The 19,355-nt window shown below is 64.2% G+C and carries 21 protein-coding genes; 14 read left to right on the top strand and 7 right to left on the bottom strand.

The window, feature by feature from the left end:
* Nucleotides 1-51: 51 nt before the first annotated feature.
* From ilvB to ilvC, 3 genes are read left to right on the top strand one after another with little or no spacing between them, the layout of a single operon-like run.
* The gene (gene ilvB / locus B3H64_RS01985) at nucleotides 52-1,758 is read left to right on the top strand and encodes a biosynthetic-type acetolactate synthase large subunit (RefSeq protein WP_050617650.1); all 1,707 of its coding nucleotides are present in this window, start codon (nucleotides 52-54) and stop codon (nucleotides 1,756-1,758) included.
* A 14-nt stretch (nucleotides 1,759-1,772) separates the two neighbouring features.
* Nucleotides 1,773-2,321, top strand: coding sequence for an acetolactate synthase small subunit (ilvN, locus tag B3H64_RS01980; protein WP_050617649.1), 549 nt, complete (start codon nucleotides 1,773-1,775; stop codon nucleotides 2,319-2,321).
* Complete coding sequence (gene ilvC, locus B3H64_RS01975) at nucleotides 2,302-3,324, top strand: ketol-acid reductoisomerase (protein WP_050617648.1); 1,023 nt, start codon at nucleotides 2,302-2,304, stop codon at nucleotides 3,322-3,324. Before ilvN ends, ilvC begins: the two co-directional genes overlap by 20 nt.
* A 135-nt stretch (nucleotides 3,325-3,459) precedes the next feature.
* Here the strand turns inward: ilvC and B3H64_RS01970 are convergent, their stop codons facing one another.
* The 3 genes from B3H64_RS01970 to B3H64_RS01960 form a co-directional block, all read right to left on the bottom strand.
* On the bottom strand, nucleotides 3,460-4,224 hold the full coding sequence (locus B3H64_RS01970; protein ID WP_286732513.1) for a helix-turn-helix domain-containing protein: 765 nt from the start codon (nucleotides 4,222-4,224) through the stop codon (nucleotides 3,460-3,462).
* Nucleotides 4,225-4,329: 105 nt separating this feature from the next.
* Nucleotides 4,330-5,397 carry a DUF4304 domain-containing protein gene (locus B3H64_RS01965; RefSeq protein WP_050617632.1) on the bottom strand — a complete coding sequence of 356 codons (1,068 nt, stop codon included), beginning with the start codon at nucleotides 5,395-5,397 and terminating at the stop codon, nucleotides 4,330-4,332.
* A 15-nt stretch (nucleotides 5,398-5,412) separates the two neighbouring features.
* Complete coding sequence (locus B3H64_RS01960; protein ID WP_094762540.1) at nucleotides 5,413-6,087, bottom strand: FadR/GntR family transcriptional regulator; 675 nt, start codon at nucleotides 6,085-6,087, stop codon at nucleotides 5,413-5,415.
* A 109-nt stretch (nucleotides 6,088-6,196) separates the two neighbouring features.
* On the opposite strand from B3H64_RS01960, the gene ilvD reads away from it, so the two are divergent.
* The 6 genes from ilvD (at nucleotide 6,197) to B3H64_RS01930 (ending at nucleotide 12,414) form a co-directional block, all read left to right on the top strand.
* Nucleotides 6,197-7,858 carry a dihydroxy-acid dehydratase gene (gene ilvD, locus B3H64_RS01955; RefSeq protein ID WP_286732510.1) on the top strand — a complete coding sequence of 554 codons (1,662 nt, stop codon included), beginning with the start codon at nucleotides 6,197-6,199 and terminating at the stop codon, nucleotides 7,856-7,858.
* A 144-nt stretch (nucleotides 7,859-8,002) separates the two neighbouring features.
* Nucleotides 8,003-8,326, top strand: a complete 324-nt coding sequence (locus B3H64_RS01950; protein WP_050617629.1) for a PadR family transcriptional regulator — start codon at nucleotides 8,003-8,005, stop codon at nucleotides 8,324-8,326.
* Nucleotides 8,323-9,612, top strand: a complete 1,290-nt coding sequence (locus B3H64_RS01945) for a DUF2812 domain-containing protein (protein WP_286732507.1) — start codon at nucleotides 8,323-8,325, stop codon at nucleotides 9,610-9,612. The genes B3H64_RS01950 and B3H64_RS01945 overlap by 4 nt, the downstream gene beginning before the upstream one ends.
* 16 nt (nucleotides 9,613-9,628) lie before the next feature.
* On the top strand, nucleotides 9,629-10,801 hold the full coding sequence (locus B3H64_RS01940; protein WP_238074681.1) for a DUF2812 domain-containing protein: 1,173 nt from the start codon (nucleotides 9,629-9,631) through the stop codon (nucleotides 10,799-10,801).
* On the top strand, nucleotides 10,802-11,407 hold the full coding sequence (locus tag B3H64_RS01935) for an NAD(P)H-dependent oxidoreductase (RefSeq protein ID WP_050617626.1): 606 nt from the start codon (nucleotides 10,802-10,804) through the stop codon (nucleotides 11,405-11,407). It abuts the gene before it with no gap.
* A complete protein-coding gene (locus tag B3H64_RS01930) occupies nucleotides 11,407-12,414 on the top strand; it encodes an asparaginase (RefSeq protein ID WP_286732500.1) in 1,008 nt (335 codons plus the stop codon). Before B3H64_RS01935 ends, B3H64_RS01930 begins: the two co-directional genes overlap by 1 nt.
* 17 nt (nucleotides 12,415-12,431) lie before the next feature.
* On the opposite strand, the gene B3H64_RS01925 is transcribed toward B3H64_RS01930, so the two are convergent.
* Nucleotides 12,432-12,617, bottom strand: a complete 186-nt coding sequence (locus B3H64_RS01925; RefSeq protein ID WP_050617624.1) for a YlcI/YnfO family protein — start codon at nucleotides 12,615-12,617, stop codon at nucleotides 12,432-12,434.
* Nucleotides 12,618-12,708: 91 nt separating this feature from the next.
* On the opposite strand from B3H64_RS01925, the gene B3H64_RS01920 reads away from it, so the two are divergent.
* The gene (locus tag B3H64_RS01920) at nucleotides 12,709-12,912 is read left to right on the top strand and encodes a hypothetical protein (protein ID WP_286732495.1); all 204 of its coding nucleotides are present in this window, start codon (nucleotides 12,709-12,711) and stop codon (nucleotides 12,910-12,912) included.
* A gap of 40 nt (nucleotides 12,913-12,952) precedes the next feature.
* Here B3H64_RS01920 and recR read toward each other — a convergent pair whose 3' ends face one another.
* The 3 genes from recR to ilvA all read right to left on the bottom strand — a co-directional run bounded on the left by recR (nucleotide 12,953) and on the right by ilvA (nucleotide 15,773).
* Nucleotides 12,953-13,555 (bottom strand): recombination mediator RecR, encoded by a 603-nt coding sequence (recR, locus tag B3H64_RS01915; protein WP_286732493.1) that lies wholly within the window; start codon nucleotides 13,553-13,555, stop codon nucleotides 12,953-12,955.
* Nucleotides 13,556-13,585: 30 nt separating this feature from the next.
* The gene (rpe, locus tag B3H64_RS01910; protein WP_286732492.1) at nucleotides 13,586-14,233 is read right to left on the bottom strand and encodes a ribulose-phosphate 3-epimerase; all 648 of its coding nucleotides are present in this window, start codon (nucleotides 14,231-14,233) and stop codon (nucleotides 13,586-13,588) included.
* A gap of 319 nt (nucleotides 14,234-14,552) precedes the next feature.
* Nucleotides 14,553-15,773: a threonine ammonia-lyase gene (ilvA, locus tag B3H64_RS01905; RefSeq protein ID WP_286732491.1), complete on the bottom strand. Its 1,221-nt coding sequence runs from the start codon at nucleotides 15,771-15,773 to the stop codon at nucleotides 14,553-14,555.
* 144 nt (nucleotides 15,774-15,917) lie between these two features.
* Here ilvA and B3H64_RS01900 point away from each other — a divergent pair, with 144 nt between their 5' ends.
* The 4 genes from B3H64_RS01900 to B3H64_RS01885 form a co-directional block, all read left to right on the top strand.
* The gene (locus B3H64_RS01900) at nucleotides 15,918-16,580 is read left to right on the top strand and encodes a 5-bromo-4-chloroindolyl phosphate hydrolysis family protein (protein ID WP_286732489.1); all 663 of its coding nucleotides are present in this window, start codon (nucleotides 15,918-15,920) and stop codon (nucleotides 16,578-16,580) included.
* A gap of 34 nt (nucleotides 16,581-16,614) precedes the next feature.
* Nucleotides 16,615-17,802, top strand: coding sequence for a toxic anion resistance protein (locus B3H64_RS01895; protein WP_050617619.1), 1,188 nt, complete (start codon nucleotides 16,615-16,617; stop codon nucleotides 17,800-17,802).
* Between the two features lie 3 nt (nucleotides 17,803-17,805).
* A complete protein-coding gene (locus B3H64_RS01890) occupies nucleotides 17,806-18,348 on the top strand; it encodes a hypothetical protein (protein WP_286732486.1) in 543 nt (180 codons plus the stop codon).
* A 12-nt stretch (nucleotides 18,349-18,360) separates the two neighbouring features.
* On the top strand, nucleotides 18,361-19,355 hold a 995-nt coding region (locus B3H64_RS01885), incomplete at its 3' end, for a TPM domain-containing protein (RefSeq protein WP_286732484.1).

Here is a 19,355-nt window from a genome sequence, read left to right as displayed (position 1 = left end):
GGCCGCGGCGCGGGAGATGACGCTTGCGGCGACGACGCAGGAGGAAGAGACGTGAAACTACGAGCCACACAAGCCATCTTAGAGTGCCTGCTGGAGCAGGGGGTGGATACCGTCTTCGGCTATCCCGGCGGCACCATTCTCAACATCTACGACGAGCTTTACCGCTATCAGGATAAGATCCGCCATATCCTCACCGCCCACGAGCAGGGGGCCTCTCACGCAGCCGACGGCTATGCCCGGGCCACGGGCAAGGTAGGGGTGTGCTTTGCCACCTCCGGCCCAGGGGCCACCAACCTGACCACCGGCATCGCCACCGCCCATATGGACTCCTCCCCCGTGGTGTTCCTCACCTGCAACGTGGGGGAGAGCACACTGGGCAAGGACGCCTTCCAGGAGGTGGACATCACCGGCATCGCCATGCCCATCACCAAGGCCACCTACCTGGTCCGGGACCCCAACGAGATCCCCGACGTCATCCGGGAGGCCTTTGCCGTGGCGGCTATGGGCCGGCCCGGGCCGGTGCTCATCGACCTGCTGAAAAACGTCACCTCCCTGGACACGATGATCGACTATGAGTATCTGCCCAAGGAGGAGCACCAGTTTCACGGCCGCCTGGCCGAGCTGCGCAAGCGGGTGGGCTGGGACCTGAACACCCCCGCCCCCAACCGGGAGGACGTGGAGAAGCTGGTGGAGCTGATCGCCCGCTCGGAGCGCCCCATGCTCATCTGCGGCGGCGGCGTGGTCCGCAGCCGGGCCGACCGGGAATTCGCCACCCTGGCCCAGCGGCTGGACGCCCCGGTCGCCATCACCGTCATGGGCGGCGGCGGCTTCCCCGGCGGTCACGCTCTCACCACCGGAATGCTGGGAATGCACGGCTCCCGCGCCTCCAACATCGGGTGCGACAACTGCGACCTGCTCATCGCGGTGGGCTGCCGCTTCTCCGACCGGGTGGCCACCGACCCCAAGGATTTTGCCAAGCAGGCCAAAATCGTCCACATCGACATCGACCGGGCCGAGATCGACAAAAACGTGCGTACCGACCACCACATCATCGGAGATGCCAAACAGGTGCTGCGGATGGTCAACGAGCGCATCCCCCAGTATGACCACTCCGCCTGGAAGCAGTTCGTCTTCTCCCACCGCCCCGGCCCGGAGGCCGACGACGGCCAGCTCACGCCCCGCCAGATCATCCAGACCATCCGGCGCATGGCACCCGGCGACTCCATCGTATGTACCGACGTGGGCCAGCATCAGATGTGGTCCATCCAGCACTTCCACTTCGACTACCCCGGCCAGCTCATCACCTCCGGCGGCTTCGGCACCATGGGCTTCGGCCTCGGCGCCGCCATCGGCGCCAAGATGGGCCACCCCGAGAAAACGGTGCTGCTCATGACCGGCGACGGCTGCTTCCGTATGAACGGCCAGGAGCTGGCCACCGTCTCCCACTACGACATCCCCGTCATCGTGGTCATCTTCAACAACCACACCCTGGGCATGGTCCACCAGTGGCAGAACCTGCTCTACGAGGGCCGCTTCTCCCAGACCGACCTGAACTTTGCCCCCGACTTCATCAAGCTGGCCGACGCCTACGGCATCCGGGGCCGCCGGGTCGCCACTTCAGCGGAGATGTCCGCCGCCCTCCGGGAGGCCCTGGACGGCGGCCACGCCTACGTCATCGAGTGCGTCATCGACACCGATGAAACGGTGCGCCCCATGGTCTCGGCAGGCAAGCCCATCACCGAATTTCTGTTGGAGTAAGGAGGGGACACGGTATGGAACAGAAAGAATACACCATCTCCATCCTGGTGGAGAACAGTCCCGGCGTCCTGAGTCAGGTCTCCCGCCTCTTTTCCCGCAAGGGCTATAACATCGACTCCATCGCCTCCGGCACCACCGAGGACCCCCGTGTCACCCGCATCACCATCGTCATGCAGGGGGACGAGGTCATCATCGGGCAGATCACCGCCCAGCTGCGCAAGCTGCTGTGCGTCATCTCGGTCAAGCTGCTCTCCCCAGAGAGCGCCGTCCAGCGGGAGCTGGTACTGGTCAAGGTCAGGGCCGAGACCAAGGACAAGCGGGACGAGATCATCCAGGTGGTCAACGTGTTCCGGGCCAGCATCGTGGACATCAGCCGCGAGACCCTCACCGTGGTCATCCTGGGCAGCGAGAGCAAAGCCGGCGCCCTCATGGATCTGCTGGCCGACTTCGGCATCCTGGAGGTCGTCCGTACGGGTACAATCGCCATCGAACGTGGGCGTAACACCATATATGACAACAACAAAGAAAAAGGAGAGTTCAACTATGGCAAAAATGTATTATGAGAAAGACTGCGAGCTCAGCTACCTCAACGGCAAGAAAATCGCTATCATCGGCTACGGCTCCCAGGGCCATGCCCACGCCCTCAACTTGAAGGACTCCGGCTGCGACGTGTGCGTCGGCCTACGGGAGGGCTCCAAGAACTGGGCCAACGCCGAGAAGGCCGGTCTCACCGTCAAGACCGTGCCCGAGGCCGCCAAGTGGGCCGACATCGTCATGATGCTCATCAACGACGAGGTGCAGGCCGATGTCTACAAGAAGGATATCGCCCCCAACCTGGTGGAGGGCAACGCTCTGGCCTTTGCCCACGGCTTCAACATCCGCTACAAGCAGATCGTGCCTCCCGCCGGCGTTGACGTGTTTATGGCCGCCCCCAAGGGCCCCGGTCACACCGTCCGCTCCACCTATGTCAACGGCAAGGGCGTGCCCTGCCTGGTGGCTGTGGAGCAGGACGCCACCGGATACGCCTACCAGATCGCCCTGGCCTACATCGCCGGCATCGGCGGCGCCCGGGCCGGCGTGATGGAGACCACCTTCCACGACGAGACCGAGACCGACCTGTTCGGCGAGCAGACCGTCCTGTGCGGCGGCGTGGTGGACCTGATGCGGTGCGGCTTCGAGGTGCTGGTAGAGGCCGGTTACGAGCCGGAGAACGCCTACTTCGAGTGCATCCACGAGATGAAGCTCATCATCGACCTCATCAACAAGGGCGGCGTGGCGGCCATGAACTACTCCATCTCCGACACCGCCGAGTTCGGTGAGTACGTCTCCGGCCCTCGGGTCATCCCCCACGAGGAGACCAAGGCCCGGATGCGCGCCGTCCTCTCCGACATCCAGGACGGCACCTTCGCCGGCCGCTGGATCGCCGAGAACAAGAGCTTTGGCCGCGCCTTCTTCAACTCCAAGCGGGATCAGCTCCCCAAGCACCAGATGGAGATTGTGGGCGAGGAGCTGCGCAAGAACATGATTTGGGGCGGCGACAAGGACCTGGATACCGCCTCCAACTAAACCATCGTCCGCCAGGACCCAGGAACGCAAGAAAGAGGGCCTGCCCCATGGGGCAGGCCCTCTTTCTTGCGTTTCCCCTTACCAGCCAGGCGGCACGATGGAGGAGAGTGCGGGGCTTCTCCCACAGCGACAGCGCTACTCGTGCCGTTTGCCCGCTACCATGGCGGCAAACAGCATCCCCAGGGCGGCTGCCAAGGTGAGTCCCCGCTCCAGTGCGGCAGCCGGTTCCGGCCAGAAGATATGGATCGCCCACCAGAGCGCCGGGAAGAGGACCATGGTCCCCAACAGCCAGACCCGCATAGCGCGGAGAATATAGGGCCAGTTGCTGTTGTGGAAGCGCACCCCCGGCAGGTTCATGCGGAACGGTCCCTGGCTGTAACTGCTGATCTTGTTCTGGTCATAGTAGGCAGGCAGTCGCTCCTTTGCCCAGAAGCACAGCCAGGCGGCAAAGAGCAGGCACAGGCCCTCCACGAGCAGAACGGTGGACTCCAGCTCCGCCCAGGCGAAGCCCCCCGCGGTCAACAGGGCCGCGGTCTCCCCAATGCCTGTCAGGGCGCAGAGGAGAAAGGCCAGCCCCCTCTTCCGGCGGCGCTGTCCGCTGCTGCGCTGTTCCTCCCCCGCGAGGCGCAGGGAGGCGCTCACCAGCGTCTCTACCTCCTCCACCGGAAGCTGGGTCCGGGCGTTGCGCTCCCCCCGGAGCAGCTCGGTAACGCTCACCCCCAGGCAGTCCGCCAACGGGACGAGCAGCGCCACATCGGGCAGGCTCAGGCCCCGCTCCCACTTGCTCACCGCCTTGTCCGACACATAGAGCCGGTCGGCCAGCTCCCTCTGGGTCATTCCCTTTTCCCGGCGCAGTTGGGCCACGAACGCTCCGAACCGGTCCTTGTCGATCTCATGCATATGGGTCCCTCCCTTGTTCCCCATCCTACCCCGCAAGGGCGGCCTCCGTCAACCGACCAGCGGTAGAGTCATTGGGGCGCAAGTGTCTGCGCTCAAAATATGACCCTATCCGGATGTCCGACACTGGTCCAGATAAGCCACCGCCTTTTTCAGATCGGACATGACCGTTTCCGCCACCTCCACCGTATCGACGCCGGGATACAGCTCATACCAGTGGTCATAGCCTCTGGTCAGATGGCCAATCCGCCGCGAGCAGGGAGCAGCGCCTCTCGTGAGATCCCTTGCTGCCCAGCGTTCCCTCCCACTGTGCGCAGCCGCACCCCAGCCGATGTTTACCGTAAAAATTGTTTCCTGGGTCGGATCCAGCCGCGTCCAGTTCCTCTGGAACTGGATGCACTCCATATAGGCACCCCCCTCCCACAGCCGGTAGAAATTGCCCTTCGATTTATGAAATCCCGACGGCGCCAGCAGTCCCTGGGCCGCCTGCAGCACCTTCACATACTCCGCCTTTGGGTCATAGTCCAGATAAGCCTTGTCCCGCACCAACGGTATGACATGGAAAGGGCTCTTCAGGGCATTCCGTGCTGCCGCTTCCAGGACAGAGCGGCGCTCCGGCATCTCCCTGGGCTGAAATCCAAAAGCATCATCCAGCCAGGCGCAGGCCTGGGTACGTTCCTCAAAGTGCACCGCCTCCAGTTCCAGGGCTCCGCGCCGCCAGCGCTTCACCAGTCCCTGGAAAAACTGCTCCGTTTGCTCCCCCGTCATGCTGCTCCCATCGGGCGCCACCCGCACCCAGGCCCGTGCCCCACGGTCCGGCGAGTAGAAGCGATAGCAGACGACACCCTGTTCGTCCTCGCTGACAAGCACCGTATCCCGGTTGAAATCCCGTGCAAACCGCTCCGTCTCCCACCACAGCCTCTCTCCATTGCCGGATGGCAACTCCGTGCTCCAGAGGGTCATCCAGACAGGGTGGTTCCCCACATCATAATAGGTGACCAGATACCCCTGGGGCTCGGGCTCCTTCCAGGCCCATATCCTTGCCCCCGGCGCAATCCGCTTGAAATGATAGCAGGCGACCATGGAAAAGCGGCGCATACTCTTTTCCGCCAAACCGTCATAGACGCCGTGCAGCGACTTCTGACTGGCTACCTCCAGCCGCAGAGCCCTCTCCATCTTTCCTTCCTCCATTCACTCCAGCCCCATCCCGTCCATGGCGTGGCGCATGTGGATGGCCATGGCGTGCTCCGCCCCGGCTCCATCCCGGCGCCGGAAAAATTCCAGCAGCAGGGCATGGTCCCGCAGGGTATCCGCTGCCAGCCGTTCCTGCTGCTCCCCCGCCTCCACCGCCGTGGCCACCGCCTGGTGGATCAGCGGCAGCAGCCGCAGCATGTACTCGTTATGGGTGGCCCGCACAATGGCTGTGTGGAACTCCCGGTCGGCCGCGGTCCGGTCCCGCCCCGCCCGGATACAGTCCTCCACCTCCGCCCCACGGGCCAGGATCTCCTCCAGCTCGGTCTCCGTGGCCCGGCGGCAGGCCAGCCGGGCAGCCTGGGGCTCCACGATGCCCCGCAGCTCAAACAGGTCCCGAAGCTGCCCCTTCACCCGGTCCAGTCGGTCAAAGCCGAACGGGTCCGTCGCCCCCGCCTGTTCCGACACGAAGGTCCCCTTGCCCCGGCGCACCTCCAGCACCCCCTGGGTGGTCAGGGCCCGGAGGGCCTCCCGCAGGGTCGCCCGGCTCACCCCCAGACGCCGGGAGAGCTCCACCTCGTTCGGCAGCTTTTCCCCCGGCGCCATACGCCGCTCCACCGCGATCTGGGTATACAGCCGCTCCGCCGTTCGCTGAGAAAGGCTCTTTTTTTCCATATCCATCACCTCGTCGGTCTTGACATCTTCCCCCCTATCCTATACTATATAGTCAGACAATGCAAGCATAGTCTTACAACTTGTTTCACATACAGAAGGAGGTCATCCCATGCGCAGCGACAACGTGACCCGGGGCGTGGAGCGCGCCCCCAACCGCTCCCTCTTTTACGCCCTGGGCTACACCAAGGAGGAGCTGGAGCGCCCCCTCATCGGCGTGGTCTGCTCCTACAATGAGATCGTCCCCGGCCACATGAATCTGGACAAAATCGCCGAGGCGGTCAAGGCCGGCATCCGGTGTGCCGGAGGCACGCCGGTGGAGTTCCCCGCCATCGCCGTGTGCGACGGCATCGCTATGGGCCACATCGGCATGAAGTATTCCCTGGTCACCCGGGATCTCATCGCTGACTCCACCGAGGCCATGGCCCTGGCCCACCAGTTTGACGGCCTGGTGATGATCCCCAACTGCGACAAAAACGTACCCGGCCTGCTTATGGCCGCCGCCCGGCTGAACATCCCCGCCATCTTCTGTTCCGGCGGGCCCATGCTGGCCGGCCGGCTCCAGGACGGCCGCCGCTCCTGCCTGAGCCACATGTTTGAGGCGGTGGGCGCCTACAAGGCCGGCAAGCTGGACGAGGCGGGGGTGGAGGACTATGAGAACAACGCCTGTCCCACCTGCGGCTCCTGCTCCGGCATGTATACCGCCAACTCCATGAACTGCCTTACCGAGGGCATCGGCATGGCCCTGCGGGGCAACGGCACCATCCCCGCCGTCTACTCCGCCCGGCTGCGGCTGGCCAAGCACACCGGCATGCAGATCATGGAGCTGGTGGAGCGGAACATCCGCCCCCGGGACATCATGACCGAGGCCGCCTTCCACAACGTCGAGACCCTGGATATGGCCCTGGGCTGCTCCACCAACTCCATGCTCCACCTACCGGCCATCGCCCACGAGTGCGGCATCGAGCTGAGCCTGGCGTTCGCCAACGACATCTCCCGCCGCACCCCCAACCTGTGTCACCTGGCCCCCGCCGGCGACACCTTCATGGAGGACCTGGACCGGGCGGGCGGCGTATACGCCGTTATGAAGGAGCTGACCAAGAAGGGGCTGCTGGATACCTCCGGTATCACCGCCACCGGCCGGACGGTGGCAGAAAATCTGGAGGGCGTGGAAAATCTGGACCATGACATCATCCGCCCCATCGAGAACCCCTACTCCCCCTATGGCGGCATCGCCGTGCTCAAGGGCTCCCTGGCCCCCGAGGGCTGTGTGGTCAAGCAGTCCGCCGTGGCCGCGGAGATGATGGTCCATACCGGCCCGGCCCGGGTGTTCGACTCCGAGGACGAGGCCATCGCCGCCATCTACGCCGGGAAAATCGTCTCCGGCGACGTGGTGGTCATCCGCTATGAGGGCCCCAAGGGCGGGCCCGGCATGCGGGAGATGCTCAATCCCACCTCGGCCATCGCCGGCATGGGGCTGGACAGGGAGGTGGCCCTCATCACCGACGGCCGCTTCTCCGGGGCCACCCGGGGAGCCTCCATCGGCCACATCTCTCCCGAGGCCGCCCTGGGCGGACCCATCGCCTACGTGGAGGAGGGCGACGCCATCGCCATCGACATCCCTAACTGCAAGATCGAACTGCTGGTGGACGAGGCCACACTGGCCGCCCGCAAGGCCAAGTGGGTCTGCCCGGAGCCCAAAGTCAAGACCGGATACCTGGCCCGGTACGCCAAGCTGGTCACCTCCGCCGCCCGGGGCGCGGTGCTGGAATAGTCGTCTTTTCTCGACCGGATCTGAAATGACTCCGCTGGGACGAGCCAAAAGGCCCGTCCCAGCGGAGTTTTTGATTGACATATATCGAATATTGATATATGATAACTATACCGATATTCGATATAATTGGGGGAGGTGCGCGCCGTGGCCCGGAAAAAGCTGGACACCCTGACCGAGCCGATGTACTACGTCCTGCTCTCCCTGGTGGAGGAGCGCCACGGCTACGGCGTCATGCAATATGCCTCCCAGCTCACAGGCGGGCGGGTGGCCATCGGGGCGGGGACCCTGTACGCTCTGCTGGACCGCTTTGAGCGGGACGGACTCATCATCCGCACCCGCCTGGAGGACAACCGGAAGTATTACCGGCTCACGGCGGACGGCCGCAAGGTGCTGGAGGAGGAATTCGACCGGCTCCGCCGCCAGGTGGCGGACGGAGAGTGCGTGCTGAAAGGAGGAAGAATGCCATGAAGGAGTCCACCTGCTGGAGACTGTTTTCCTATCTTGCAATCGACTATAAGGCCGCCCAGGCCGAGCTGGACCGCATGGCGGCGGAGGGCTGGGCGCTGGAGCGGGTCCATTCCGGCGTTCTGGCCCGGTTCCGGCGGACGGACCGCACCGATCTGCGCTACTTTCTGGACTGGACCGACGCCACGAAGCCGGAGGAGCACGATTACCTCCAGCTCTGCACCGAGGCGGGCTGGGAGCTGGTGGAGACCGTGGGGTATCTGAACATCTATGCCTCCCGGCCCGGAACGGACCCCCTCCCCATTCAGACCGATCCGGCCCTGGAGTACCAGCGCTACCGGAAGAAGGTGCTGCGGCGGATGCTCCTGGCCGATCTCCCCCTCCTGATCCCGCTGCTTCTCATCCTCCTGCTGGCCGTCGTGTCCTGGAAGCGGCTGCCTTCCATTCCCGCACGGCTTCCCCTGATACTCACCCAGAGCAATCTGGCCTCCGCCATTCTGCTGACTTCTCCGCTTCCGCTGTCCCTGCTTCTCCTCCAACTGATCTGGTCGGGGAGACACTTTCGCTGCTGGAAACAGGCGGCAGGGGCCGGCGAGGCGCTCCCGGTCCCCGAGGCCACGGCCGCCCGGCGGCGGGGGCGGCTGTCTCTGGTGTCCGCCGTCTACAGCACGCTCCTCCTCCCCCTCCTGACGGCGGACGTCCTCCTCAACGATACCAATATCTACGTCTTTGCCGGTATGCTGCTGGGCGGTATCTGCCTGATGGTCCGGCATCCGGATGACAAACGCATCCTCCAGCGATCGCTTCTCTGGTGCGGCCTGGCGCTGTTTTTGATCCTCTGCGGCTGGGCCCACGGCCCTCTGCGGGACGCCTTTCCCGGCCGTATTCCGCCCCCTCCCGTGCTGGAGGGCGGAGAGCCTGAGGTAATGCATGGAGATCAGCCGACTCGCTCGGACACCTTTCTGGGCAGCCGGGCCGAGTGGAGTGAGTCGTTTCTCATTCGAACCAGGGGCTCCACCCGCTATTACACTTCTGTCTATTTTACCGTTCACACCTGGGTCTCTCCCTTTCTGGCCGACCGGGACAGGACGGCAGAGCGGGCAGAGGGCGTCCCGGTGGAGGGCTGCGAGGCCGTCTGGCGGGTGAGCTCCCACTCCGACCGCTGGCACGCATATCTATGCCGCCGCGGAAACACCTGGCTCACCTTGGAGTTCACCGATGACTTTACGTCCGACCCTCTCCCCGCCGCGCTGGCCTGGCTGGAGGGCTGGACCGCTGAAACGACATAGATAAGGAGGGCTGACCATGGGCGGCGCCTGGGGCTTTTTCCCCTATGAGGCCATGGACTACAAGGCGGCCCAAGCCTGTCTGGACCGCCGGGCGGCGGCGGGCTGGGTGCTGAAAAAGGTACATCTGAACGTTCTGGCCCGGTTCGAGCCTTGCGAGGGCCGCAGCCACTTTGTGGACCTGGACCTCCGCCGGACGCTGGACGAGACCGACCCGGACTACCTCCAGCTCTGCGCCGACGCGGGTTGGGAAAAGGTGCAGTCCCTGCGGGGAATGCTGCTGTTCCGCTCCCGGCCGGGGACCCATCCCGCCCCCATCCAGAGCGATCCGGGGATGGAATGGGAGCGGTTTTGGAAACAATACGTGCTGAAAAACCTGCTGGTCTCGGGGGGCGTGCTGCTGGCGGCCGTGCTGTGGCTGGTTCTCCTCGCCGTCGCCCTGCCCAGCAGCGGCTCCGCCCTGGCCCCGGGCGTGGCCTCCAACGGGTCGCTGCTGTATGGACTGATGCTGGTGCTGATGGTCCTCCAGCTCCTGTGGCGCGGGGCGGCCACCCTGGCCTACTTTCGGGCCTGCCGCAAAACCGGCGGCCTGGCGGTCCCCGGACGGGGCGCCGCGCTTCGGGGCGGACTGGCGCTGGCGGTCAGCGTCCTGCTGATCTGCGCCGGGGGGCTCTGCATTGCCGAGAGTCTGGGCCTGAATCAAACCGTAGATCTAGCCTGGACCAGCTTTTATCCGGAGTACACTGCCACGGTGGAGGCCTGCCGGACCTATCCGGTGGTGATGGGAGAGGACCTGGGGCTGGACAGCATCGGGTCCGACAGCCGCTATCTGGACGGCCGCCGCTCCGTGCTGGCGGACTACCTGGACTACAGCGAAATCGTAGACGGCCCGGCGGGCAGCGCCCACATCCTGACCACGGAGCGCTATGACTGTGTCTTTTCCTGGCTGGCCCGCTGGACGGCGGAGGTCCGCGTGAAGGAGACCGCCCGGGGAGCCTTCCTCTGGGGCAGCCTCCAGTGGACCGAGGCCCCGGAGCTGGGGTTTGACCAGTGCTGGACTGCCGGGGACGGCGCCTATCTGCTGCTGCGGCAGGGCCGGGTGACCGCCTTGGTGGGCTGCACCGGGCTGGACTTGACTTCCCCGGAGATTCTGGATATGCTATGGATAAGACTGAAGCTGGAGGGAACCTGAATGGCTTGTGTTCTTTTTGTCAACGCCTGTGTGCGGGGGGAAAAGTCCCGTACACAACAGCTAGCCCGACGCTTTTTGGAGGTCTATGCCGCCAAACACCCGGGGGATATGATTACCGAACGCAATTTATGCCGGGAGCGATTACAGCCCCAGTATCCCGAGGTCCTGGCGGAGCGGGACGCGCTTTGGAACGCCGGGCGGCTGGACCAGCCCATGTTTGACGCGGCCCGCCAGTTCGCTGCGGCGGACAAGATCGTGGTAGCCGCCCCCTTCTGGGACCTGAGCTACCCCGCCGTTCTGAAGATTTATTTGGAGCGCATCTCGGTCACCGACATTACCTTCGGCTATGACGACCGGGGCGCCATGGTGGGGCTGTGCAGGGCGGATAAGCTGCTGTATGTCACCACCCGGGGCGGGAACTTCTCCCTGCCGGAGACGGCGTGGATGGAGTCGGGGGCCCGGCACATCCAGGCTCTGTGCGCCATGTACGGCATCCCGGACTTCCGGCTCCTGTGCGCCGAGGGACTGGACGACGTACGCAACGACAAGGAGGCTCTTCTGACCGCCGCCCTGGAGCGGGCGGCCGCGCTGGCGGAGGACTTCTGATGCGAAAGCGGATCTTGCTCCTCACCACCGGGGGGACCATCGCCTCCACCCCCACTGCGGAGGGACTGGCCCCCGGCATGGACGGCCAGGACCTGGCCCGCCGCCTCCCCTTCCTCACCGACCGCTATACCGTCACCGTCCGGGACATCCTCCATCTGGACTCCTCCAACATCCAGCCGGAGGAATGGCAGGTCATCGCCCGGCATGTGTTTGAATCCAAAGCGGACTATGACGGCATCATAATCACACACGGGACGGACACGATGGCCTATACCGCCTCGGTGCTGTCCTTCATGCTACAGGACATTCGCATCCCAGTGGTCCTCACCGGGGCCCAGCTCCCCATCGACCACCCCCTCACCGACGCGCTGGAGAACCTGCGGCTGGCCTTTGCCATGGCGGCCACCGGCCAGGCGGGGGTCTTTCTGGCCTTCGACCGACGGGTGCTGCTGGGCTGTCGGGCGGTCAAGACCCGGACCAAGGACTTCAACGCCTTTGAGAGCGTCAACTGGCCCCCGGTGGGGGTGGTGGACGCGGAGGGGCTCCACCTGGACGCCGCCGCCCTGCCGCCGGAGCCCACCGCACCCTGCGCGCTGCGGGATTCCCTGTGCAAGGACGTGTTTCTCATCAAGCTGACCCCAGGGCTCAACCCCGAGATCTTCGACATGCTCCTCCAGATGCACTACCGGGGCGTGGTCATTGAGGCCTTTGGGGCGGGCGGGCTCCACTTTATCCGCCGGGACCTGATCGCCAAGCTCCACAAGGCTGCTCAGGCAGGCATGACGGTGGTGGTGTGCTCGCAGTGCCTGTACGAGAGCAGCGACTTCACCCTCTATCAGGCGGGACAGAAGGCCCTGGCCCAGGGGGTCATCCAGGGCTACGACATGACCACCGAGTCCGCCGTCACCAAGCTCATGTGGGTGCTGGGCCAGACGGGGGAGCAGGAGGCCATCCGCGCATATTTCTCCCGCAGCCTGGCGGGTGAGCTGGCTGAAAGGCCCGAATAAGACGCGAAGGGGCGGATTCAATCCGCCCCTTCGCGTTCTTCCCTCAAATTCTCCAGCGCTACGCGCGTGGCCTCGATGACGAAGGCTGAGAAGGTCACCTCCGTGCCGCGGATCGCCTGCTCTACCTGCTCGATCACCTCATTGGGAAACCGGATGGATTTTGATGTGCTCTGTGGAACCGCCGGCAGCTTAAACTTTTTCATTTCATCACCATGTATTACATTTTGTCATTTACAACGTAATGCAATCCATGGTATAAATAAGCAAGACATTTTGTATTGCGGATGTGATGTTATGAAGTGGCTCCGAATCGTTCTGGCTGAACTGTTGCGCAAGGGGACTCTCACCATTGAAATTCCCGGGCTGGACATGCAGGAATTCAAGCATACGCTTCATGGGGCGGCCGAACAAACCTTGCAGCAGGTTGCAGATATTGCCTGCAATGATCATCTGTCCGACCGCCAAAAAATAGCAGACATTCAGGAGCTTCTTTTCTAGCGCACGGAAAAAGGGCGCTGCAGCCGGTGCAGCGCCCTTTTTACATCTCTCTCCGGCCCTCCAGGGCCCGCATGAGGGTGGCGTCGTCGGCGTATTCCAGGTGCCCCCCCACCGGCACGCCGTAAGCCAGCCGGGTCACCCGCACCCCAAAGGGCTTCAACAGGCGGGACAGATACATGGCGGTGGCCTCTCCCTCCGTATCCGGGTTGGTGGCCATGATGACCTCCCGCACCTCTCCGCCGGACACCCGCTCCATCAGTTCCTTGATGTGCAGGTCGTCGGGCCCCACATGGTTCATGGGGGAGATGACCCCGTGGAGCACATGGTAGCGCCCGCCATACTCCCGGGCCCGCTCCAGAGCCACCACGTCCTTGGGATCGGCCACCACGCACACCACTCCGCCGTCCCGTTTCTCGTTCCGGCAGATGGCGCAGGGCCCCTCCCCCTCGGTCAGGTTCTGGCACACGGGACACAGGGAGATGGACCGTTTCGCCGACACGATGGCGTCGGCGAAGGCCCGGGCATCCTCCTCCGGCTGGGACAGCACGAAAAAGGCCAGCCGCTGGGCGCTTTTGTGTCCAATGCCGGGCAGGCGGGCAAACTGCTCGGTGAGCCGCTCCAGGGCAGGCGGAAAATACTGCATCAGGGATTTCCTCCAAACGTCGTGGGATTTTTACCCTCTCAGGGCGGCGATAGCGGCGGCAGGGTCATCTGCGCCGTATATGGCGGAGCCCGCCACCAGCACGTTGGCGCCGGCGTCGATGACCTGCCGTGCAGTCTGGGCGTTGATGCCGCCGTCCACCTCCAGGTCGCAGCCGGGCCGATACTGCTCGATGTAACGCCGAACAGCCGCAATCTTGGGGAGCTGGTCAGCCATAAACTTCTGCCCGCCGAAGCCGGGCTCCACCGTCATCACCAGCACCAGATCCACTCCCAGCTCCAGATAGGGCAGCACCGCCTCGGCGGCGGTGATGGGCCGCAGGGCCACCGCCTTTTTTACCCCGCACTGGTCCATCGCATGGAGGGCCTCCTTAAGAAAAGGAGGCATGTCGGCCTCCAGGTGGACCGAGAGCAGGTCAGCCCCCGCCCTGGCGAAGGCCTCCACATACCGGCCCGGCTTCTCCACCATCAGGTGGACGTCCAGGAACAGGTCGGTGTGCTTGCGGATGGACTCCACCACCGGCACGCCGATGGTGATGTTGGGCACGAACATGCCGTCCATCACGTCCACGTGGAGCCAGTCGGCGGAGGACACCCGCCGGATATCCCGCTCCAGGTTGCAGAAATCCGCGGATAAAATGGAGGGAGCAATTTTAAGCATCTTTTCATCTCTCCTTAAGGTCATCCTCACGGAATTGCCGTATGATACCAAGTAAGGGTCCGCGGCCGGTCCGCCGCCGGGCACCCCCGGCTCCCCCGCGGCATAGGATACAGCAAGCGGCGGGGCCGCGGCAAAAGAGGAGGCGCGCCTCTCCGGCGCCGCGGCATGGCCACGGTCGGCCTGCGGTCTCCCCCTTGGACACCCGGTTCTCCCGAATCCTGCCGGTATTCGGCGTTCGGACGGTCCCACCGCTTTTCAGATAGCTGTCCCCTGGGCTCGCCCGGGGGACAGCAGCAGGTCCGGAATGGGACAGGCCCGGTCAGTCATACAGGTTGCCGGGCATGACCTCTTTGGCGTCATAGCCCGCATTTTGGAGGGCGTCCATAATCTCGGCCTTGTGGCTCATGCCGAAGGCCTCCAGGGTAACCCGGAGCTCCACGCCCGCTTGCCGGTTGATGTTGACGAATTGGTTGTGCTCCAGCTTGATGATGTTACCGTTGAGGCCCGCCACCAACTCGGCCACCCGGACCAGCTCGCCGGGCCGGTCGGGGAGCTGCACCGAGAAGGTGAACACCCTCCCCCGGCGGACCAGGCCGTGCTGCACCAGCGAGGCCACGGTGATGACGTCCATGTTGCCCCCCGAGAGGATGGGCACCACGTTTTTCCCCTTGCAGCCCAAATGCTTCAGGGCGGCGATGGTCAGCAGCCCGGCATTCTCCACGATCATCTTGTGCTTTTCCATCATATCCAGGAAGGCGTCCACCAACTCCCCGTCGTCCAAGGTGAGGATGCCGTCCAGATTCTGCTGGATGTAGGGGAAGATCTTGTCCCCGGGCGTCTTGACCGCCACGCCGTCGGCGATGGTGTCCACGCCGGGCAGCGTGACGATGTGGCCCGCCTCCAGGCTGGCGCGCATGGAGGCGGCCCCGGTGGGCTCCACCCCGATGACCTTTACGTTGGGGTTGAGCAGCTTGGCCAGGGTGGACACGCCGGCGGCCAGTCCGCCGCCGCCGACGGGCACCAGGATGATGTCTACGTCGGGCAGGTCGGAGAAGATCTCATAGGCGATGGTGCCCTGGCCGGTGGCCAGCACCGGGTCGTTGAAGGGGTGGACATAGGTGTAGCCCTCCGTCTCGGAGAGCTGGGCGGCCAGCTCGGCGGCGTCGTCGAAGGTGGCCCCCTGGAGCACCACGTTAGCCCCGTAGTCCTTGGTGTTGTTTACCTTCACCAGCGGAGTGGTGGTGGGCATCACCACCGTGGCGCTCACCCCGGCGTGCTGGGCGGCGTAGGCCACTCCCTGGGCGTGGTTTCCGGCGGAGGCGGTGACCAGCCCCCGGTCCTTCTCCTCCTGGGTGAGGGTGCTGATCTTATAGTAGGCTCCCCGGATTTTATAGGCTCCCGTAACCTGCAGGTTCTCCGGCTTGATGTATACGTGATTCTCTGTCGTCTTGGAAAAAGCGGTGGAGTGGACCAGCGGCGTGGGCCGGATCACGCCGGACAGGACACTGCGGGCCGCCTTGAAATCTTCTAACTGCATCATGGACAACGTCTCCCTTACTCTCTGGCCAAAGCTTGGATATTCCTTATATCATAATGATTTTTCCCTCCCGTGTCAATGGTGTGGGATTGACACCACCCCACAGGAAGGGTACAATATTTTTGTATTTTATTTGAGGAGGCAGTTATGGCGCACATCGTAAAAAAGTCCCCCTGGCCGGTCTATGCCGTGGGGCTGGTCTGGCTGATCTTCGGACTGTTCCTGCCCCTGTATAAGCTCATCCACTTCCTTGCGGCCGCCGGACTGTCCATCGCCGCTTATCTGGTGGTTCAAAAGCTCTGCCCGGACAAAACCTTCACCGTCCCGGACCCCGAGCCGGAGCGCGAGCCCGCCACGACCGGCAGCCCCGAGCTGGACGAACTGATCCGGCAGCGGGACCTGGCCCTGTCCGAGATGCATCGGCTCAACGACAGCATCGAGGACCCCAAGATCTCGGCCCAGATCGACCACATGGAGGCCGTCACCGCCAAAATCATCGCCCACGTGGTGGAGCACCCCCGGAAGCTGCCCCAGATCCGCAAGTTTCTGAACTACTACCTGCCCACCACGCTGAAGCTCCTCAACGCCTATGACCGCATGGACGCTGCAGGAATCTCGGGCGCCAATATTGACGGCACCATGGGCAAAATTGAGACTATGATGGACACCGTCGCCACCGCCTTCGACCGGCAGTTGGACGCGCTTTTCGGCGACGAGGCCCTGGACATCTCCACCGACATCACCGTAATGGAAAACATGCTGGCCCGGGAGGGGCTGGCGGGAGAATCGCTCCGCGCGGAGCAGCAATAAATCGAAACGACGATATGAGAAAGGATGCGCCGACATGACTGACAATACCGACTTCACCCCCGAGCTGACCCTCACCCCCGACACCGCCGCCGCTGCTCAGGCTCCCCAGGCCCCCAACCTGACCCTGGAGCCCACCCTCACCGCCGAGGACGCTGCCGCCGCCCAGAAGGCTCGGGACGAGCACGCCGTCAAGCTGGACGAGAGCCAGCTCACCGACGCCGAGCGGAAGATGGTCAACGACTTCTCCGAGAAGATCGACATCACTGACTCCAACATGGTCCTTCAGTACGGCGCCGCCGCCCAGAAGAACATCGCCTCCTTCTCGGAAAACACCCTCAATTCGGTGCGGACCAAGGATCTGGGCGAGGTGGGCGACGCTTTGGCCGGCCTGGTGGGCGAGCTGCAGAACTTTGGTCAGGAGGAGAAGAAGGGGGTCTTTGGCTTCTTCCAGAAGAAGAAAAACGACCTCAACGCCATGAAGGCCCAGTACGCCAAGGCCGAGACCAACGTAAACAAGATCGTGGAGGTGTTGGAGAATCACCAGGTCACCCTGATGAAGGACGTGGCCATGCTGGACCAGATGTACGAGCTCAACACCAAGTACTACAAAGAGCTGACCATGTATATCCTGGCCGGCAAGAAGAAGCTGGAAAAGACCCGCTCGGTGGAGCTGGAGGAGCTGCGCCGGAAGGCCGCCGCCAGCGGCAGCCAGGAGGACGCCCAGGCCTACAACGATCTGGCCAATCTGTGCTCCCGGTTTGAAAAGAAGCTCCACGACCTGGAGCTGACCCGGATGATCTCCATCCAGATGGGCCCCCAGACCCGGCTCATCCAGAACAACGACGCTTTGATGCTGGAAAAGATCCAGTCCTCTCTGGTGAATACCATCCCCCTGTGGAAGAGCCAGATGGTCCTCTCCCTGGGGCTGGAGCACTCTCGGCAGGCCACCGCCGCCCAGAGCGCCGTCACCAACATGACCAACGAGCTGCTGCAGAAGAACGCCGACATGCTGAAGATGGGCACCATCGAGACCGCTAAGGAGGCCGAGCGCAGCGTGGTGGACATCCAGACCCTGCAGCACACCAATCAGCAGCTCATCTCCACCCTGGACGAGGTCATGAAGATCCAGCAGGAGGGCGCCCAGAAGCGCAGGGAGGCCGAGCTGGAGCTGGGCCGCATCGAGGGTGAGCTCAAGCAGAAGCTCCTGGAGCTGAGGGGGTAAGCCATGGCCTTTCTGAAGTCCCGCCGGGGGGCCGTGGTGGTGACGGTGCTGGTCATCCTGTTCAGCGTCGTCTTCGGCGCCCACCGCTCCCTGACCAGTCTGCGCAGCGACGCCCTGGAGGTCTTTGAAACCGGGGCCTACGGCGACGGACATTCCGTCAAAGGGGACCTGGAGGCCCGCCGGGCCACCTGCGCCAACCTCTACACCGTAGCCAGCCGCTACCTCCCCGCCGACAACGCCAACCTCACCGACCTGAAGTCCAATCTGGACGCCCTGTCCGCCGACGTCACCGACCCCTTCGTCCAGGCCGATCTGGCCGTGGTGGCCGAGCTGGTCCTGAACACTCTGGCGGACGAGGCGCTCTCCGAGCAGGACGCCAAATATGTCTCCGGCTTCACCGCCGAGCTCCAGTCCCGGACCCTGAGCATCGCCAAGGACCCCTACAACGCCCAGGCTCTGGACTTTAACAACCACGTTTTGGGGACCTTCCCGGCCAACCTGCTGCGGCACGTGGCCTTCGTATCCCCCCTGCCTACCTACCGATGAAAGGAGCTGCCCTTGAAAAACCATAGAAACATCCTGCCCCGTCTGGCGGCGGCCCTTCTGTGCGGTCTTTTGCTTCTCTCCCCCGCCGCCTTGGCGGTGGTGGAGCCCACCTCCGTGTTTTATGTGGCCGACTATGCCGATGTCCTCTCCAGCGACACTGAGAACTACATCGTCCAGCAGAACGAGGCCCTGTGGGAGGCCACTGGCGCCCAGCTAGTGGTGGTGACGGTGGATTTTCTGGACGGCATGTACTCTGATGAATACGCCGCCGAGATCTTTCATTCCTGGGGCATCGGAGATGCCGACGCCAACAACGGCTTCCTGCTCCTGCTCTCCCCCGGGGAGGGCAAGGGCTGGGCTATGGTGGGCCGCGGGCTGGAGGACAGCCTCACCGCCTCCAAGCTGGACGGATGGCTCAACGACTATTTCTGGGATGATTTCGACGCGGGGAACTACGACGCCGCCGTCATCGCCCTGTTCGATCAGGTGCACGCCTGGTATGAAACCTATTACGCCGCCGATCTGAGCGGAGGCACCACCTCCGGCGGGACGGCCGCAGCCCCCAACGGCGGGCAAAGCTCCGTCCCCGCCCCCGGTTATGACGCCGCCTACAGCCGCGGCGGCGGATTCTTTGGGCTGGGCTCGGTCTTCTTCCTGCTGGTCGTCATCCTGTTTATCGCCATGATCCTGGACAGTATGCGCTACAGCCGCTACCGGCGGCGCTATCTGCTGCCCGGGATGCCCCCTCCCCCCTATGTTTACCGGCCCCTTTTCTGGGGCCGGCCCCACCGCCACCGTCCGCCCCCTCCCCCCCGTCCCCCCAGGGGGCCGGGCGGACCCGGCATGGGCGGCGGCGCCTTCTTCGGCGGGGGCGGCGGTTCCTCCCGGGGCGGCGGCGCCGGACGGGGCGGCTCCTTCGGCGGGCGCTCCGGCGGCTCCTTCGGCGGGGGGGGTTTCCGGGGCGGCGGCTTCGGGGGCGGGGGAGGCTTCCGCGGCGGCGGGGGCAT

It is taken from the genome of Intestinimonas sp. UBA1698 (genome assembly GCF_002320075.1).
GTDB classification, from domain to species: Bacteria; Bacillota; Clostridia; order Oscillospirales; family Oscillospiraceae; genus Intestinimonas; species Intestinimonas massiliensis.
The sequence above is the reverse complement of the archived record's forward strand: the minus strand, read 5'-3'. Positions and strand labels throughout refer to the sequence as shown.